This window comes from Candidatus Nitrosarchaeum limnium BG20, assembly GCF_000241145.1.
GTDB lineage: Archaea > Thermoproteota > Nitrososphaeria > Nitrososphaerales > Nitrosopumilaceae > Nitrosarchaeum > Nitrosarchaeum limnae.
On record NZ_AHJG01000010.1, the window covers coordinates 26,101 to 41,419 of the forward strand.

Here is a 15,319-nt window from a genome sequence, read left to right on the forward strand (position 1 = left end):
ACTAATTACCTACTCCGAATTTTGTGGCAATTTCTTTCCTTATTAAAGGCTTCAGACGTTGAATTCTTGCATCAAGTGTATTGTCAAATTTCATTGCACCTGCTTTGGATTTTACTACAACACCTCCAATACAAGTAATTGTTTCAGAAGACAATTCTGCACCAGAAAATTGTGACAAAACAGATTGTACCACATCTTTATCTTTAGAATTTGTATAAATTACAACTTTTGTGGTACCTAAAATTTTAGTTGATTCATCTAATAGAGTCTTTATTAATTTAGAATAATCGCCGCTACGTTCCATATTTGAAATTTGTTCAATTGCTTTTGTAAATACGTCATCAACTGCTTTTTCTAATACCAAAAGTGCACTATTTCGGGCACCTATGTCTGAACTTCCAACAAGTTGTTTTTCAATCTTGTCTGCCTCTTTTTTACCATCTGAGATGATTTTATCATATTCTTGCTCTAATTTAGGAATAGAATCATCAAGAACTTGGTTGGATTCAGTTAAAGCAGAATGAAGATTGGATAGTATGGTTTTTTCAGTTTGAGTAAGAATTTTGTCAATTGTTTGTTCTAACGCCGAATTAGATCCCAATGTGACGAATTAATTCATAATGGATTTTAATGTTTGGGAAAAAAGGCTATTTTGGAAAGATATTAAACTAAATAAAATTACACAGGATTGTCTTGGGAACCGCAGATCTAAAACTAGGAAGTGTCATTTTGCCAAGAAGTGAATCTCCACAGGCAATTTCCAGATTAACTGAGTTTGAATGGTTTCATAAGATTGATTCTGCAAATGATCTTGTAACACCTGAAATCGATGATCTATTATTAGAGGCACAAAAAACATTCCAATCAATTGATGATGTAATCAAGGGTATGGGAATTCCTTTAACAGTAGGAATTATGGAGATACTCTTCAAAGGGACTGTAATTAAGAAAAAAATTATGAAATTAATGAAATTGAGGATATGATAAATGACTTGAGAAAATCTGCTCCTTCAATTATAGATAAACCTGCTAGCCTATTAGAGGAAGCTGCAAACACTAGAGTTTCTATTGAGGAATACAAATCTCTCAGAGATACTTTAGAAGTAATTAGAAAAATGCAGATTGATCTTACAGGATTTGGATTAATGAGGTATTTTTTTACAAATCTTTTTGTTATTGATTCTGCAGATTATGAAGAGATTAATCGCTCCCTTGAAGGAATTACCATTTACAAATATGATTTAGAGAATAAAGAAAAATCTGCTCTTTTAATAATTTCTAATGTAGAAGAATCTGACAAAGTTTTAAAAATTTTAAGAAGTTTCAATTCTAATACTTTTAAAATTCCTGAAGGGTTTCCACAAATTCCTAGTGAAGCATATGCATTAGCCGAATCCAAAATAAAAGAACTGACAGCAAAACAAGTTTCAATATCTAAAGAAATTGCAGGGTTAAAGAAAAAAATTCGTCAAGATATTCTTGTTATTCATGAAAAGGCTCTAGTTGCAAAAGATGTACTTGAGATGTTAAGAAAACCTGGAGGAACTAAAAATTTTGCAGTGATTCAAGGATACATTCCAAAGAAAATGGAAGAGAAATTCAAAGATTCTACAAAACAATGGATGTCAGTAGTTGAGGATGTATCAGATCCAAAACTAATTGACGAGTCGCCAACATTATTTGATAATAAAAAATTTGTAAGAACATTTGAAGTAATTACAAAAAGTCAAGGTATTCCTAAGAAAGGAGAACCAGATCCAACTCCAATGATTGCATTGATGTGGCCAATTTTTTACGGTCTGATGTTTGCAGATATGGGTCACGGATTATTACTAATGGGGTTAGGTCTATTATTCAAAGTAAAAGGACAGGGAGACCTTTCAAGATGGGGAATGTTAATTGCAATTTCCGGTGCATCAGCTGCGATTGCAGGTGTCGGTACAGGAGAAATGTTCGGATATCATATTTCACATATGGGACCATTTGAAGGAATCCTAGAAGAAGGTGGCGCTCTACATTCCGTAAGTTGGATTGTAGGAATACTGAGTGTTGCAGAACTTACATTTGATCAAGTCATTAATATTTTGAAAGTTTCATTATTCATTGGAGTTATCCATCTCGTTTGGGCAATGGTATTGCGTGTCAGAAGATTAGCACAAGAAGGACACAAACTTGTAATGTTTACAGAGGCAATTCCAAATATCACACTTTATGGTGGAATTGTTGTAATTATGATGTGTGCGATTGGTTCACAATACGATGTGATGAACATGTATTCTAAAGTACATACAGAAGCAGTTCCTTGGGTAACTGTATTTCTAGGTGATTGGGCACAAGTTTGGATAATTACAAGAATTTCGGTAATAATTGTAATTGCATCAATGGTATTGATGATGGTCGGCGGAATTTTACATGCAAAGAAACATCCAGAAGATGGTGGAGATCCTGCAAGTGTTCTAATGGAAGTATTACTAGGAAAGACTGTAGAAAGTTTAGCTCATACAATTAGTTATGCTCGACTTGGAATCATGTTACTTGTACATGCAGCATTATTAATGACTGTAAACAATGCATTTGTTTCCTTAGGTGGAGCTGCATCAGGTGGAGCTATGGCAATGATTATTGGTGGTAACTTGGGAATCATGATGATTGAGGGATTGATTGTCTATATTCAGTCACTCAGATTGCATTTGTACGAATTCTTTACAAAATGGTATGTTGGAGGTTCTCAGCCATTTAGACAAATTAGACCAGAATTAATCTATAATCAATTCATTTGGAAAAGAAAATAATTCATGTTTTAGTTTCAACTCCGGAAACCAGATACCATTTTGGGGAATAAGATGGGTACAAATAGGCACAAAAATAAAATTTTATTTCAATTCTAGAATGTAGTTAAATAAATTTAATTTTCGTTAGATTCTTTATCTTCTGTTTCTATACATTAACTTTTTTAAAGTTTTTATTTTTTCGTTTATTAATTAGAAGTAATATTGGCACAGTAAGAATTACAGATAAAATAAAAAAGGATATTCCAATTGATGCGTAATCATTTACAAATAATTTTGTATCAAACCAAGCCTTTGGTAGAATTGTAAAAAAATCTCCAATTGAAAAATCTTCAATTGTTCCAATTGCTAAACTGTATTTTCCGCTTTGATTATTTTCATCTGTAACTACAACAAAATATTCGCCATCGAGAATAATCTCTGTTCTAATTTCTTGTCTTTCCCAATAAGATACCTGACCAAATGGTTCATAAAATTCTCTGCCAGGAAATTCTCCTTTGTATAAAAATTTCTCAGTACCAAATTGGGTTACAAATGGAACATCATCATTTTCAAAAATTCCTTTTCCAACAAGAACTAGTGTTGGAGAATAGTATTCTAGTCCATTAATTTTAGGCACAACAATACTTGCATAAAATGAATCACCATGTTTTGCATTAAAAGAATAATATTTTGTCTCATTTGCACCTAAATCTTCGTAAATTGCCCATGAAATCTTGTGATCAGGAATTTTCAATGCAGATTCAAAATCTCTATGTGTGTCATCATGACTGATCAGCTTGTGCCCATATGCAGGACTAGCTAAGACAATGCCAAGTAAAAAAAGTACAAGTGCAATTTTTTTCACATTCATTATTTTTGAAATTAGTATTTTAATTCAGTTTAAAATTTTTCAAATTAGCACTAGATGATCTTGAATGCACTCAAATCCTAAAATAACATTGAAATTGGTATTTCCTGAAAAAGTTGAAGGTTTTAAAGAAAATAGATGAATTATGTAAAAATGAAACTTTTATTTTTCAACAGGCAATTCTAATTTATTTCCCCATTCTCCCCATGAGCCTAGATAAACACGAACATTTTTGAATCCAAGTTTTTTCAAAGCCAAAAAGGTATTAGCCGCTCTATATGCTCCCTGACAATAAGTAACAATTTCAGAGTCTTTTGGGAAATCATACATTTTGGATAGTTCATCATTGTTTTTGAAAGTACCATCTTCTTTGATATTTTGATTCCAATCAATATTGATTGAATTTGGAATATGCCCAGATTGTGCTGCTCGAATGACACTTCCATCATATTCTCCTGATGAACGAACATCAATAATTTTCACATTATCCAGATTTTCTCTAATATATTCAAATCCAGAAATAATCTCTGGATTAATTTTACCAGAAAACAAAGATGGTTTGAAACCATTTAATTTTGTTTCAATTGGTAGATTTTCTTTTTTCCATTTAGTAAATCCACCATCTAACATAGAAACATTTTGATGAGAAAAATAGTGTAGCATCCAAACACCTCTTGCTGCAAGCATTCCAGAAACAGAATCATAAAAGATTACTTTTTTTTCCGGTGTAACTCCAAGAAATGAAAGGAGATTTTTTGATTGATTGTTAAAATTTTCAATCCCTTGTTTTGTTGTATCAATCCAATGAAATGCAAAAAGATCCAAGTTCACAGCTCCTGGAATATGACCTTCAGAATATTCTTTGAAGGAACGAGTGTCAGCTATTATGATATTAGGATCATTTAGTATCGAGTTAAGTTCTGTTGAAGTGATTAACATGTTTTGGATAAAATGATCAAATCTAAATTGATTTGGATTAAATAATAAAAAGAAAAGAAAAGGATTTTTCCTTATTCGTTAACGTACGCTCTTTCTCCGTGCTGAGCCAAATCAAGACCAATCTCCTCTTCTTTAGGAGTTACTCTGATTCCGCCAGGCCATACGGCATCCATTATTTTGAGGATTACAATTGTAACACCAAATGCATAGCCTACTGAAATGGCTGCACCTATGATGCTGATTGCTTGCTGTTCCATTCCTTCTGGAGTACCAGTCCATGCACCAATACCGTCACCGGTATCCCAAATGTGTGGACTAGCTAATGTACCAGTCAAAATAGCACCTGTAAGACCACCCATTCCGTGTACTCCCCATACATCTAATGCGTCGTCCCATTTGCGTGCGTTCTTAAAAGATACACATGCATAACAGATGGTTCCAGCTGCAATACCAATTATAATTGAAGCCATCGGACCTACCCAACCTGAAGCTGGGGTGATTGCGACCAATCCTGCTACTGCACCCGATGCAGCTCCTACAATACTTGGTTTTCCTGTATGTGCCCATGACATCAAGACCCAAGTAATAGCAGCCATACCTGTTGCAGTATTTGTAACAGTCCATGCGCTTACAGTAATGCCGTCTACCATTACTTCGCTTCCTGCGTTAAAACCAAACCATCCAAACCAGAGTATTCCTGCTCCGAGGACTACCATTGGAATGTTGTGTGGTTCCATAGGTACCTTACCATATCCAAGTCTTCTGCCAAGGATTAAGGCACCTGCTAATGCAGAGAATCCAGAAGTAATGTGTACTACAGTACCACCAGCAAAGTCTAATGCAAACGACGGAGACAGATCAGGATTAAGATCTATTGCGCCTCCTCCGATGTAACCACCGCCCCAAACCCAGTGTGCAACTGGATCATAAACGAAGGTAGCCCATAGGAGTATGAATATAATCAATGCGCTGAACTTAATTCTGTCAATTAATCCACCAATGATTAGAATCGGTGTAATAATTGCGAATGTTGCTTGGAACATTGCGAATAATTGGTGAGGTACAGTATTTGGCCAACCTTGACCACAAACATCGCCTTCTACCATCGCATTCATCTGGTAAGCTGCTGACCATGTGTCTGCACATGGACCAGGTTCACCTAATGGTGCAAAGTGAGAGACGTCGTTGAAGCCAACATATTGAAGTGAGCCCATGTACATGTTTGCATCACTATCAATTGGACCAAATGCTAGAGAGTATCCCCATAGAACCCATTGTACTGACATTAGACCCATAACGATTAAGGTCATACCAAGTACGTTGACGACGTTCTTTGATCTGGCTAATCCACCATAAAAGAAACCTACGCCGGGTGACATGAAGAGTACTAATGAAGTAGCAGTCAACATCCATGCCATATCACCTGTGTCAACTTTACAGGGTAGCATGTTGCCTTCGCCATCATCATACCAACATTCGTTAGGATTACCAGTGTAAATCCCACTAGTTCCTTTAACGTATCCGTCCATACCATCATTAACGCTTTGTGCAAATGCCTGAGACATTGCACCAGCTGCTGTAATGGCTACTGAGACCACAAGTAATAGAGCATACTTGCGATTCCTAGAATTCATTAAATTAATCGAAATTGGAAATTATTTAAGCATTGAAGATGCAATAATACGCAAAAATGTAAATTATTATATTTTAGTATATTCTGATAATATCATAGAAAATGAAAATTATGTCATGTGGTGATTAAATGAAGATAAAATCAGGCACACAGTTATCGATATTTGACACATTTAAGACAAAAGAAATGGAATTAACTGGAGAGGCAAACAGACAAAGATCAATTATTGCAATATTAGCAAATAATTCCAACCCAGCTGAAAGAACAAGAACAGGAATTTCTCAGAAAATCGCAAAGAAACAAGAAATTGCTTGGAAGAATATCTATTCTGGAATTTTTAGAGATCTAGATGAAATTTTGATTCCTTTGGAAATTGCCAAAGAGGACGGAAGACTACCTATGAGACGTGGACCAAAGGCACTTCAAGAAAAGGGGATTCCATATTACCACTTGACAAAAAAAGGAATTCTAGTGGCATTATCCATTAGTGAAGTTAAAAATAAAGAACAATTATTGGAAAAATTTTTTTCGGAAGCAGATTCTAAAGAAAAAGAATATGAAAAGACAATTAGAAATTTATCAGAAAATATTCCCAATTTTACATATTCGATTTTTCAAAAATATGTAAAGGCGTTTTGTGATAATAAAATTAAAAATTTACTCCCATTTGATCTCTCAAAACTCAAGGATATTTCCGATGAATCGTTAGTTATTCAAAAGGAGATTTTAGAAGCCTTTTTGAAACTATCAAAACAAGATAAAGATGAAGCCATCAAATTCCTTAATGAAATTACTTAAAACGGCATATTTATGAGAAGAAAATCGCCAAACATTAAAATCGGTTATCCATTGAGACTTACCTAAATGGGTGGCGCAAAAAATGTCTATGCCTCTGTAAAATCATACAGTAAGCGAGGTAAATTATTAAAAAAAGCTGATTTTCAAACCCTAGCAGAATCAAGGGATCTTGATGAATTAATGACTAGGATAAAAAATACCGTTTATGGCGACTCAGTTGCAGAAGTAGAAAAACCATATACCTCACAGGGTATTGAATCTGCTTTAAGAAGTCACCTAGCAGATACACATTATTCCATTGCAAAAACATCAGGTAATTCTGGTGTTTTAGATGCATATTATATGAAATTCATTGTTTCTAATTTAAAATCAATTTTAAAAGGAAAAGCTTTAGGAAAATCTCAAGAAGAAATTGAGACTCATGTTAATCTTCATGCTGAAGAACTAATCAAACAGAGAGATATTGTCATAAAAGCATTAGTTGCAAAAGATCTTGAAGAAGCAGTTGCAAGCTTGAATTCAGTTCATTTTGGTGATGAAATTGCAAAGGCTGCAGCATTATACAATGAGAAAAAAAATATACAGATTTTCGACACATATTTTGATAAAATTTTAATTCAACATTTAGCTGGTGCAATGAAAAATTATACTGATAAAGACGCCACTAAAGTAGTTGGAATGGATATTGACTTTTACAATATTTTGAGTGTGATTAGAGGTAAGTTCTGGGGATTGCAAGAAGAGCAGATTCAAGACTTGATTGTTTCACAAACTCCAACTGCTAAAGAATTGTTAGGAAGAATGATCTCTGCTGCAACAACAAGAGATGCATTTAATGAATTATCGAATACAAAATACAAAAGCCTGGTTCCTCAAACAGAAAAAGAATTAGATGCAATTGCTGAATTTGAAAGAGCTTTTGAAAAGGCAATTTATCAAACAGCGTTAAGATCTTTTACGAAAATGTTTAGTTTTGCTACAATAGTAGGAATTACAAAATTAACCACATTTGAAGTTAGAAATTTGGCAGCCATAGCATTTGCAGTTGAACAAAAAATACCCACTGAAGTAACAATGTCAAAATTAATTCTTGAAGAAGAATAATTGAAAAAATGATAAGATTTCCAAAGAAAAAAACTGAAATTACTACTGAGGTAATAACCAATACCATCTGGGTTAGCTCATTTTTGGCTATGATTTTGTCATTACCACCATTAGGATTATTTCTTGGAATCTATTTTTTAACAGGGGATATCATAGTGGGAGCAGTCATCGGTTTTGGAGTTCATTTTCTAACATTAGCATTTTCAAGTAAAATTTCAAAATTTTTGACAAATATTATGAGTTAATCTATAAGGGCGGATTAGATAAAGTGAATTAGTATGATGGGCGATAGAGATTTTCGAAGTATGGTAAAAAATGCAGTGGATACTATTGGAAGAGAATTAGAAGTTGAAATTGATGCAAAGAACATAAAAACAATCCATCTAAAAGAAGTAGTTCAGTGTCTTAGACGCTCATATTATGATAGGATTGATCCTAAAGAAGTCGAAAGAAGAGGTTTTAATGATCTACTTTCAGGATTACTTCGAAAATTACATTATGGAAGTGACCCAAAAGAATTTTCAATTGATGAAATAAAATTAAGAGGTCAGGCAGATATGATTGTAGATGATTCTATTGTTTTGTTCAGACCTTCTAAAACAGTTATAGAAGCACCTGTTGCAAACGATCTGCTTTACCTTAATGCATGTATGTGGATTTATGATAAAACAGATGGAATTATTGTTTACATTACTGGAGATAGAGAAGAAATCATGTTTTCATTAACACGTGACAAAAAAATGTTTGAAGAGATCATTAGAAGAGTTAGAGTTCTAAATGATCTGCTCAAAGAACAAAAAACACCAATTTTAGAACCATCTAATGATTGTGCAGAATGTCAATATTATCAAAGATGTTTCACTACAAAGAAAAACACTAAACAAGTTTCATTAGCCGAAATGATAGGTTTAGGTAAAGACTAGTAAGATAAATGAAAAATATTGTAAAGGGGTTTTAATCTCTTTGATTAATCGAGTGGTTCTGGATGTCCTTTACCACGAAGAGCAAAACAAACAACTGCTAGTGCAATTGCTACTCCCACTGCTGAGCCAAATGCGGCTAATCCTGCTTCTGCCATTTGATAAAAAATCATTTTAGGGGCTTTTATAATTTTGCCAATATTTTTTATCTAAAAACAAATTATCATAATTTTTAATTTTTATGATACTATAATATATTTTATAAAAATTTTAACTATTTTTTCAAATCAAAATGAATTTGATTTTCTTGTCCACTAGTCATTGAGCTTAAATTAAAATAAATGTCTCCACTAACTCGCCATTTTGCAGTGTTATTTTCTAGCACTGCCCACAATTCTGGAGTGTTACCAGTATTTTGTAAAACTTTTTTATCTTTTAGAGTGATTGTGCTATCGCCAAGTAGAGTATAGTAATTTGAGCCAAACTCGACCATACCTTCAGGTCTACTACCAATCTGTCCACCTGATATTTGACTGTCATTAGAGAATCCTGTTTCAAATAGCTGGTAATCCATTACTTGAATTATTATAGAACTAGGATTAGGATTACTGATTTTAAATGAGGTCTCAATTATTGCAGATCTTTTTGTTATATCAAGAATTGAAACATCATTGAGTTCAATAGATATTGGTAAAATTTTCTGAGATTCATGTGATGTTATTTGATTGTCATTTTTTTGAGTAGAGCTAATAAAAGATGAACCTGATAAGAGAATCCCACCAAGAGCTGCAGCTAACGCAATAATTGCAACAATTACAAAGATTTTTGGATTCATGAAATTAAGATATATTTAGATGTCTTAAATGTTGAGATAGTTATTATAATATTAAAGAATAAAATGAAATATGCAGTATTTTCAAGCAGTGCAAGAAGGAAAGCAAAGAGCAGGTAAATCACAAATGAAGATGTTTGAAGTTGCAGGTTTTGGAATGCTGACATTAACTACAAAGAAAATAGATGGTAAGTTTTTTCCAGTTGGAGAAGAGGATTTTGTTGCAGTAATTAATTCGCCTGATGGATATGTTGCAATTCTGGCAGATAAAGACGGATTTACAAAAGCTCAATCAAAAGCACTAGAAAAAAATGAAGCATTATCAATTTACAAAAAATTAAGAGAATCAGGCATTCCAGAATATCCAGAAAATGAGATTCAAATTTGGTCAGAACGACGTCCAACAGTACAAAACGAAGTTTCTGAATAACTATTTTGAAGAAAGAACTATTTCAGTTCCCACATCTGCGCCTTTAATTGCTTTTTCAAGAATTTTGATATCAGCCTTGATTATTCGTGTTTTTATTTTAGAGCGTTCAATAATTTTTAGAGCAACAATATCCATCAAATCGTAGCCTCCAGCAATAGAATCTTCATGAACAAGCATATTTTTCAGATTTTTAAGTTCAATTCGTTTGAATTTTTTTGCATTTTTGAATTTGTTTGGATCCATGTCATATACCCCATCAACATCAGTAGCATTAAGAAATTGTTCTGCGTTTATTTTTTCAGCTATAAGAGCTGCAGTTCCATTGGTACTTTGTCCTGGATGTAAACCACCTGCAACTACAATCAAACCATCATCTACTGCATGTCTTACTTCTTGCAAAGTTGTTGGAGGATGTGAATATGCTTTATTTTTTAAAGCATAAATCAATAGTTTTGCATTTAATCTAGAGATCTCTATTCCGAGTTCATCTAGTGTAGATTCATCAGCTCCGGATGATCTTGCATGATTAATGTAATGTCGAGCAATGTTTCCACCACCTGCAATAACTATTGGTTGACATATCTTACTAATTTTGACTAGGAATGAAGCATAGTCTTTTAACATTTTAGTATTATCCATTCCAAAAATTCGCCCTGAAAGTTTGATGACAATTCGTTTTTTCATTACTTTAATCCACCAAGGATTGATTTTGCGGCAATTTCAACTTTTTTTCTATTCTTTTGATGTGTGTATATTCTTAGAATATTCATAAATCCAGATATTGCTGAAACTACTGGAATTTGGGATATAGGCATCTCTTGAGCAGTTGATTTACCATTTTCATTTGTAATCAATATGATGTGTTTTGATTCATTTTTAGATGGTGCAAGTGGAATTGATGGTGTAACTGAACTATCTACAAATATCTCACTTTCATCAATTTTTGATTTTTTTGATATTGATGATCTTAATTCGTTAGTTTTGGTTTTTCCCAAATTTGTCCTACTGGTTAAAATTCGTTCAAATACACATTTTAACAATTTTCTATTTTGGTAATCTTCAGCAAATTGTTTGGCACGTTTTAATTTAGATGATTTTGATGAGATCAGTGTTGATAATACGTATTCATCTGTAAGTTTTACGTATTCATGAATGTTAAAAGAGGTAAAACCAAATTCGTCAGAAGATAAGCGTAATGCTTCTAAAAGCATTACTTCTGCAGCTCTTACTGTTTTATGAAAATATACAGCTTTAAACATTTGATAACGTGAATGCATCATAGATTCAAAAGAATATAATGCAGATTTTTCTAAAGCAAGTTTTTTCTTGTGCACATCTAAAGACTGAGTTATTCTTTTATGATCAATTTGTGCATGTTCAGCACCAGTAAAATATCCATCTCGTAACAAATAATCCATCATGTCTGCACTCAATGCTCCTGAAATAATTTCATTCATGTACTGTAATTTTGAATCACCAAAAGCAATTTTTGTGATAAGTTTTTTGTCATAACCGCTTTTTGATAAACTATCTCCAATTTCGGATTTTAAAATAATTTCTTTACCAAAATCTTCATGTGAAAACTTTTTTTGTTGTATTACCTCTTCAAAAAGATGTGAAAAAGGTCCATGACCAATATCATGTAACAATCCTGCAAGTCTTAAAATTTCAATATCATCTGATTTTATAATTCCTTTCTCGTTTAATGCTTGACCTGCTTGACTTGCAATATGCATAACACCCAAAGAATGTTCAAATCTAGTATGCTGTGCAGCAGGATAAGTTAAATGAGCACCAGACAGTTGACGAATTCGTCTCAGTCTTTGAAATATTGGTGTATCAATAATATTTAGTTCATGATCATACACACGAATAAAATCATGAATAGGATCAACTATATCTAAATAATTTTTTTTCATATTCCTATTTTCTTTGTAAATGCTTGCAAAATATTTTTATGAACTTCTTGTTTTGGTTTTGATGCATCTATAATTTTCCAATTTTCTTTCTTTGCAATTTTTCTATAAATTTTTGATATGTTTCTAAGAAATTCTTCATTTTTTTCAAATTTATCTCTATTAGTTTTTTTTCTACGAAATGATTCTGTTTGAGATACATCTAATAAAATTACCAGATCCGCTTTAGGGAGCCCTGAATCTAAATTTTCTAACCATTTACGATTCATGCCATTTGCCAAACCATAGATTAGATTAGATTGGTAGTATCGATTCATGATTAAAACAGAGTTTTTTGATTGAGCATTTAGAATGTCATTTAATTTCTCCCATCTATTTGCAGCTAAGAGACAATGAATCACTTGGGGTGGAAATTTTCTTTTACCATTTAGATATTTTGATATTTCTTTTCCTATAGGGGTCTTATAATCAGGAAAGCTGAAAGTCGTAGTTTTGATTTTTCTTTGTTTTAATGCTTTTGCCAATAATGCAGTTTGAGTTTTCTTTCCTGCTTGATCTCCTCCTTCAATTACAATTATCATAAGTTACAAAATCAGAGAAATTAATTGATTAAAAATCTATCAAGAAAATAATGTAATTTTGTTATGATTTACGCACAAAATTATAGTTTAGAAATGAAATAAATAAAAATAAAAATTTTCTAAATTTGTTTATATCTAAAATGTTGTTGATAAATAATTTATTTTAAATTGATTGTTGAAATACTACAAAGTCAACTTTTTACGCACAAAACTCAGATCTCTTCAATTATATGGAATAAAAAACAAAGAGGAGTTCATAATAGATATGAAAGAAGATGTATGTGATTTTTGCAAAGGAGTAGGCTCAATTTCATCAAATAGCTGCGTATACTGTAACGGTACAGGAGAATGGAATCAAGCTGCTCAGGCTTATGTGAAGAACCATATTTGTCAATGTATTGTTTTAGATAGAAAATTTTGTCCGGTATGCAATAAAGCATGTCATCATGATACTTCATTAAATCCAAAACAAAAGATGGATCCTGGATACGGAGGTATGTCAGTGCCAGAAATATCAGCATAATTCATCAAAAAAAAATTTGAAAATTGACCAAAGTTTATAACTAAAAATTAAGAATATATTTCAAAATGGGACTTGTTAAATCATTAGCAAAAGAAATGATAAAAGAAATTGGGAATAAATCTAGAGAATTTTATGAGTTTGTTTTGCCACCAGTAGATATACACTTAGAAAATGATAAATTAATTGTATTAATTGACATTCCTGGTTTTACAAAAAAAGATATTAAATTATCACTAGATGGAAATATTCTTTCAATTCAAGCATGTAAAGAAATTTCAGATGAAAAAAATCACAATATGATATGCAATCAAAGACCAAACATCATAGATAAAAAAATGAAATTACCAGTTGAGATAGATGATGGGGGGGAAGTTAGTTCTGCAAAATATGTAGATGGAGTATTAACAGTTACAATTCCAGTTAAAAAACATGGAAAAGACATCTCAATTGAATAATTAGTGATTTCTAAAGATTACAGATATACTCATTATTACCAAGGAACCCAACATTCCAAGAATTCCCATATCTTCATTTGATGTATACAATACAGAAGAACCTAAAAAAATAGCGGAAGAAAGAATGCTCCCAGAGAGTAAAACATTTGATTTTGGTTTGGTGTTAAGCTGTATTGATCTGTTTTCATCAATGAGTTTTTTTAGTTCAGGAGCTATTGATATTGTAGCATCAATTGATTTTGCAAATCTTTGAAATGAATATTTTAATTCTTCAATGTATGCGTCCTTAATCAAATGTTCTTCTTCTAAGACTTCTTTTAATACTTTAACAAATTTAAAATCAACTTTATGAGTTTTGTAAATTCCTTCAATTATTGATGCCATTCTCATGTATAACGCTAAATTCTTTGGAAGAACAAATGGAAATTTACTCATTGTTTTATTTGCTAGTTCCATTAAACTTTGAACTTCCATTTCATCAGGCTTTTTTCCATGCATGGCACCAACAGCTAATTCTATTCCTTTTTCAATTACTGAACGATTGAAATTTGGAGTCAGCATTCCCAGATCAGCCATTGCGTTAACTGTTCTAGGAGGATCTTTTTCAACCAGAGCAAGATACAGTCTAATCAATCTCATTCTAGTTTCATTATCTAATCGTCCAACCATTCCATAGTCATAAAGAATGAGTTTTCCATCGTCAGTCACTGATATGTTTCCAGGATGAGGATCCGCATGAAAAAGTGAATGACGTAGGAGCATAGTAAAAAATACCTTATGAACATCAATAACCAGTTTTTGTCTATCAATTCCTTTTTCATCAAGGGCGTCTACATTAGTAATTTTGATACCTGGAATGTATTCCATAGTAAGTACATTTTTTGAAGAATAGTCATCATATACTGAAGGAATTACCATGTTACTTTTGAGCATATCATGTTTTATTTTTTTGAGATTTGATGATTCTATAGTATAATCCATTTCTTCATGAATTGTTTCAATAAATTGAGAAAGCATTGCTCTTGCAGAAAAACGTAAGTTTGGATCCACAAATCTTAATGCGACTGGAAGAATTTTCTTTAATACTTTGAGATCTTCGTCAACAATTTTTTCAATTCCAGGTCTTTTTACTTTAACAACTATTTCTTGACCATGTATCCTTCCTCGATAAACTTGACCCAATGAAGCACCAGAAATAGGATTGGTGTCAATACTATCAAATGTTTCATTGATTGGGCCTATGTCATTTTCAATTATGGGTTTAACTTTATCAAATGAAGCTGATGGAACATTATCTTGTAGTTTAGAAAGTTCTTCCAAATATGGCTGTGGTAAAATATCAGCTCGAGATGAAAGCCACTGTCCTAATTTTATGTAAACAGGACCTAGTGATATGAAAGTGTTTAAAACTTTACGTGCATTTTTACGATATATTTCTAAATCATTATCTTTACCTTCTGTTTTTACCCATCTTCTTCTATCTTTTCTTAGTGCTAAAATTGAAGGGAGTAATTTGATAAATACCTGAATAGTTCTAGTCGTAGACATT

At 32.3% G+C, this 15,319-nt stretch carries 18 protein-coding genes; 9 read left to right on the plus strand and 9 right to left on the minus strand.

From position 1 onward, the window contains the following. Position 1 precedes the first annotated feature (1 nt). Entirely contained in the window at positions 2 to 601 is a 600-nt protein-coding gene (locus BG20_RS00415) for a V-type ATP synthase subunit E (protein WP_010189546.1), read from the minus strand. Positions 602 to 693: 92 nt separating this feature from the next. On the opposite strand from BG20_RS00415, the gene BG20_RS12890 reads away from it, so the two are divergent. Then, positions 694 to 984, plus strand: a complete 291-nt coding sequence (locus BG20_RS12890; protein ID WP_238527414.1) for a hypothetical protein — start codon at positions 694 to 696, stop codon at positions 982 to 984. 8 nt (positions 985 to 992) lie between these two features. Then, positions 993 to 2,792: a V-type ATP synthase subunit I gene (locus BG20_RS00420; protein ID WP_238527415.1), complete on the plus strand. Its 1,800-nt coding sequence runs from the start codon at positions 993 to 995 to the stop codon at positions 2,790 to 2,792. Between the two features lie 145 nt (positions 2,793 to 2,937). Here BG20_RS00420 and BG20_RS00425 read toward each other — a convergent pair whose 3' ends face one another. From BG20_RS00425 to BG20_RS00435, 3 genes are all read right to left on the minus strand, one after another. Then, entirely contained in the window at positions 2,938 to 3,642 is a 705-nt protein-coding gene (locus BG20_RS00425) for a hypothetical protein (protein ID WP_010189547.1), read from the minus strand. A 159-nt stretch (positions 3,643 to 3,801) separates the two neighbouring features. After that, positions 3,802 to 4,578: a sulfurtransferase gene (locus tag BG20_RS00430; RefSeq protein WP_010189548.1), complete on the minus strand. Its 777-nt coding sequence runs from the start codon at positions 4,576 to 4,578 to the stop codon at positions 3,802 to 3,804. 71 nt (positions 4,579 to 4,649) lie between these two features. After that, entirely contained in the window at positions 4,650 to 6,212 is a 1,563-nt protein-coding gene (locus BG20_RS00435) for an ammonium transporter (protein WP_048096930.1), read from the minus strand. Between the two features lie 128 nt (positions 6,213 to 6,340). On the opposite strand from BG20_RS00435, the gene BG20_RS00440 reads away from it, so the two are divergent. The 4 genes from BG20_RS00440 to BG20_RS00455 all read left to right on the plus strand — a co-directional run bounded on the left by BG20_RS00440 (position 6,341) and on the right by BG20_RS00455 (position 9,036). After that, entirely contained in the window at positions 6,341 to 7,009 is a 669-nt protein-coding gene (locus tag BG20_RS00440; protein WP_007402535.1) for a hypothetical protein, read from the plus strand. Between the two features lie 66 nt (positions 7,010 to 7,075). Further along, complete coding sequence (locus BG20_RS00445) at positions 7,076 to 8,113, plus strand: V0D/AC39 family V-type ATPase subunit (RefSeq protein ID WP_010189550.1); 1,038 nt, start codon at positions 7,076 to 7,078, stop codon at positions 8,111 to 8,113. 8 nt (positions 8,114 to 8,121) lie between these two features. After that, positions 8,122 to 8,358: a hypothetical protein gene (locus tag BG20_RS00450; protein WP_010189551.1), complete on the plus strand. Its 237-nt coding sequence runs from the start codon at positions 8,122 to 8,124 to the stop codon at positions 8,356 to 8,358. A gap of 33 nt (positions 8,359 to 8,391) precedes the next feature. Next, complete coding sequence (locus BG20_RS00455) at positions 8,392 to 9,036, plus strand: Dna2/Cas4 domain-containing protein (protein ID WP_048096931.1); 645 nt, start codon at positions 8,392 to 8,394, stop codon at positions 9,034 to 9,036. A gap of 271 nt (positions 9,037 to 9,307) precedes the next feature. On the opposite strand, the gene BG20_RS00460 is transcribed toward BG20_RS00455, so the two are convergent. After that, on the minus strand, positions 9,308 to 9,868 hold the full coding sequence (locus tag BG20_RS00460) for a hypothetical protein (RefSeq protein ID WP_010189553.1): 561 nt from the start codon (positions 9,866 to 9,868) through the stop codon (positions 9,308 to 9,310). Between the two features lie 70 nt (positions 9,869 to 9,938). Between BG20_RS00460 and BG20_RS00465 the strand changes: the two genes are divergently transcribed. After that, positions 9,939 to 10,295 carry a hypothetical protein gene (locus BG20_RS00465; RefSeq protein WP_010189554.1) on the plus strand — a complete coding sequence of 119 codons (357 nt, stop codon included), beginning with the start codon at positions 9,939 to 9,941 and terminating at the stop codon, positions 10,293 to 10,295. On the opposite strand, the gene pyrH is transcribed toward BG20_RS00465, so the two are convergent. Genes pyrH through tmk form a run of 3 tightly spaced genes read right to left on the minus strand, consistent with a single transcriptional unit; the run spans position 10,296 to position 12,792 of the window. Continuing rightward, entirely contained in the window at positions 10,296 to 10,979 is a 684-nt protein-coding gene (pyrH, locus tag BG20_RS00470; protein ID WP_007402541.1) for a UMP kinase, read from the minus strand. Further along, the gene (locus BG20_RS00475) at positions 10,979 to 12,214 is read right to left on the minus strand and encodes an HD domain-containing protein (protein ID WP_010189558.1); all 1,236 of its coding nucleotides are present in this window, start codon (positions 12,212 to 12,214) and stop codon (positions 10,979 to 10,981) included. The genes pyrH and BG20_RS00475 overlap by 1 nt, the downstream gene beginning before the upstream one ends. Then, positions 12,211 to 12,792 (minus strand): dTMP kinase, encoded by a 582-nt coding sequence (tmk, locus tag BG20_RS00480; RefSeq protein WP_010189560.1) that lies wholly within the window; start codon positions 12,790 to 12,792, stop codon positions 12,211 to 12,213. The genes BG20_RS00475 and tmk overlap by 4 nt, the downstream gene beginning before the upstream one ends. Positions 12,793 to 13,057: 265 nt before the next feature. Between tmk and BG20_RS00485 the strand changes: the two genes are divergently transcribed. Both BG20_RS00485 and hsp14 read left to right on the plus strand, forming a co-directional pair. Continuing rightward, a complete protein-coding gene (locus BG20_RS00485) occupies positions 13,058 to 13,315 on the plus strand; it encodes a hypothetical protein (RefSeq protein WP_048096937.1) in 258 nt (85 codons plus the stop codon). 65 nt (positions 13,316 to 13,380) lie between these two features. Then, entirely contained in the window at positions 13,381 to 13,770 is a 390-nt protein-coding gene (hsp14, locus tag BG20_RS00490; RefSeq protein ID WP_010189564.1) for an archaeal heat shock protein Hsp14, read from the plus strand. Here hsp14 and BG20_RS00495 read toward each other — a convergent pair whose 3' ends face one another. Further along, a complete protein-coding gene (locus BG20_RS00495; RefSeq protein WP_010189566.1) occupies positions 13,771 to 15,318 on the minus strand; it encodes an ABC1 kinase family protein in 1,548 nt (515 codons plus the stop codon). Between the last annotated feature and the right edge of the window lies 1 nt (position 15,319).

Bases quoted from the DNA above. Each gene is read 5' to 3' on its own strand.
- hsp14 (WP_010189564.1), top strand. From the start codon at position 13,381: ATGGGACTTGTTAAATCATTAGCAAAAGAAATGATAAAAGAAATTGGG.
- BG20_RS00485 (WP_048096937.1), top strand. From the start codon at position 13,058: ATGAAAGAAGATGTATGTGATTTTTGCAAAGGAGTAGGCTCAATTTCA.
- BG20_RS00445 (WP_010189550.1), top strand. From the start codon at position 7,076: ATGGGTGGCGCAAAAAATGTCTATGCCTCTGTAAAATCATACAGTAAG.
- BG20_RS00450 (WP_010189551.1), top strand. From the start codon at position 8,122: ATGATAAGATTTCCAAAGAAAAAAACTGAAATTACTACTGAGGTAATA.
- BG20_RS00440 (WP_007402535.1), top strand. From the start codon at position 6,341: ATGAAGATAAAATCAGGCACACAGTTATCGATATTTGACACATTTAAG.
- BG20_RS00465 (WP_010189554.1), top strand. From the start codon at position 9,939: ATGCAGTATTTTCAAGCAGTGCAAGAAGGAAAGCAAAGAGCAGGTAAA.
- BG20_RS00435 (WP_048096930.1), bottom strand. From the start codon at position 6,212: ATGAATTCTAGGAATCGCAAGTATGCTCTATTACTTGTGGTCTCAGTA.
- BG20_RS00495 (WP_010189566.1), bottom strand. From the start codon at position 15,318: ATGTCTACGACTAGAACTATTCAGGTATTTATCAAATTACTCCCTTCA.
- BG20_RS00460 (WP_010189553.1), bottom strand. From the start codon at position 9,868: ATGAATCCAAAAATCTTTGTAATTGTTGCAATTATTGCGTTAGCTGCA.
- BG20_RS00475 (WP_010189558.1), bottom strand. From the start codon at position 12,214: ATGAAAAAAAATTATTTAGATATAGTTGATCCTATTCATGATTTTATT.
- BG20_RS00455 (WP_048096931.1), top strand. From the start codon at position 8,392: ATGATGGGCGATAGAGATTTTCGAAGTATGGTAAAAAATGCAGTGGAT.
- tmk (WP_010189560.1), bottom strand. From the start codon at position 12,792: ATGATAATTGTAATTGAAGGAGGAGATCAAGCAGGAAAGAAAACTCAA.
- pyrH (WP_007402541.1), bottom strand. From the start codon at position 10,979: ATGAAAAAACGAATTGTCATCAAACTTTCAGGGCGAATTTTTGGAATG.
- BG20_RS00425 (WP_010189547.1), bottom strand. From the start codon at position 3,642: ATGAATGTGAAAAAAATTGCACTTGTACTTTTTTTACTTGGCATTGTC.
- BG20_RS00430 (WP_010189548.1), bottom strand. From the start codon at position 4,578: ATGTTAATCACTTCAACAGAACTTAACTCGATACTAAATGATCCTAAT.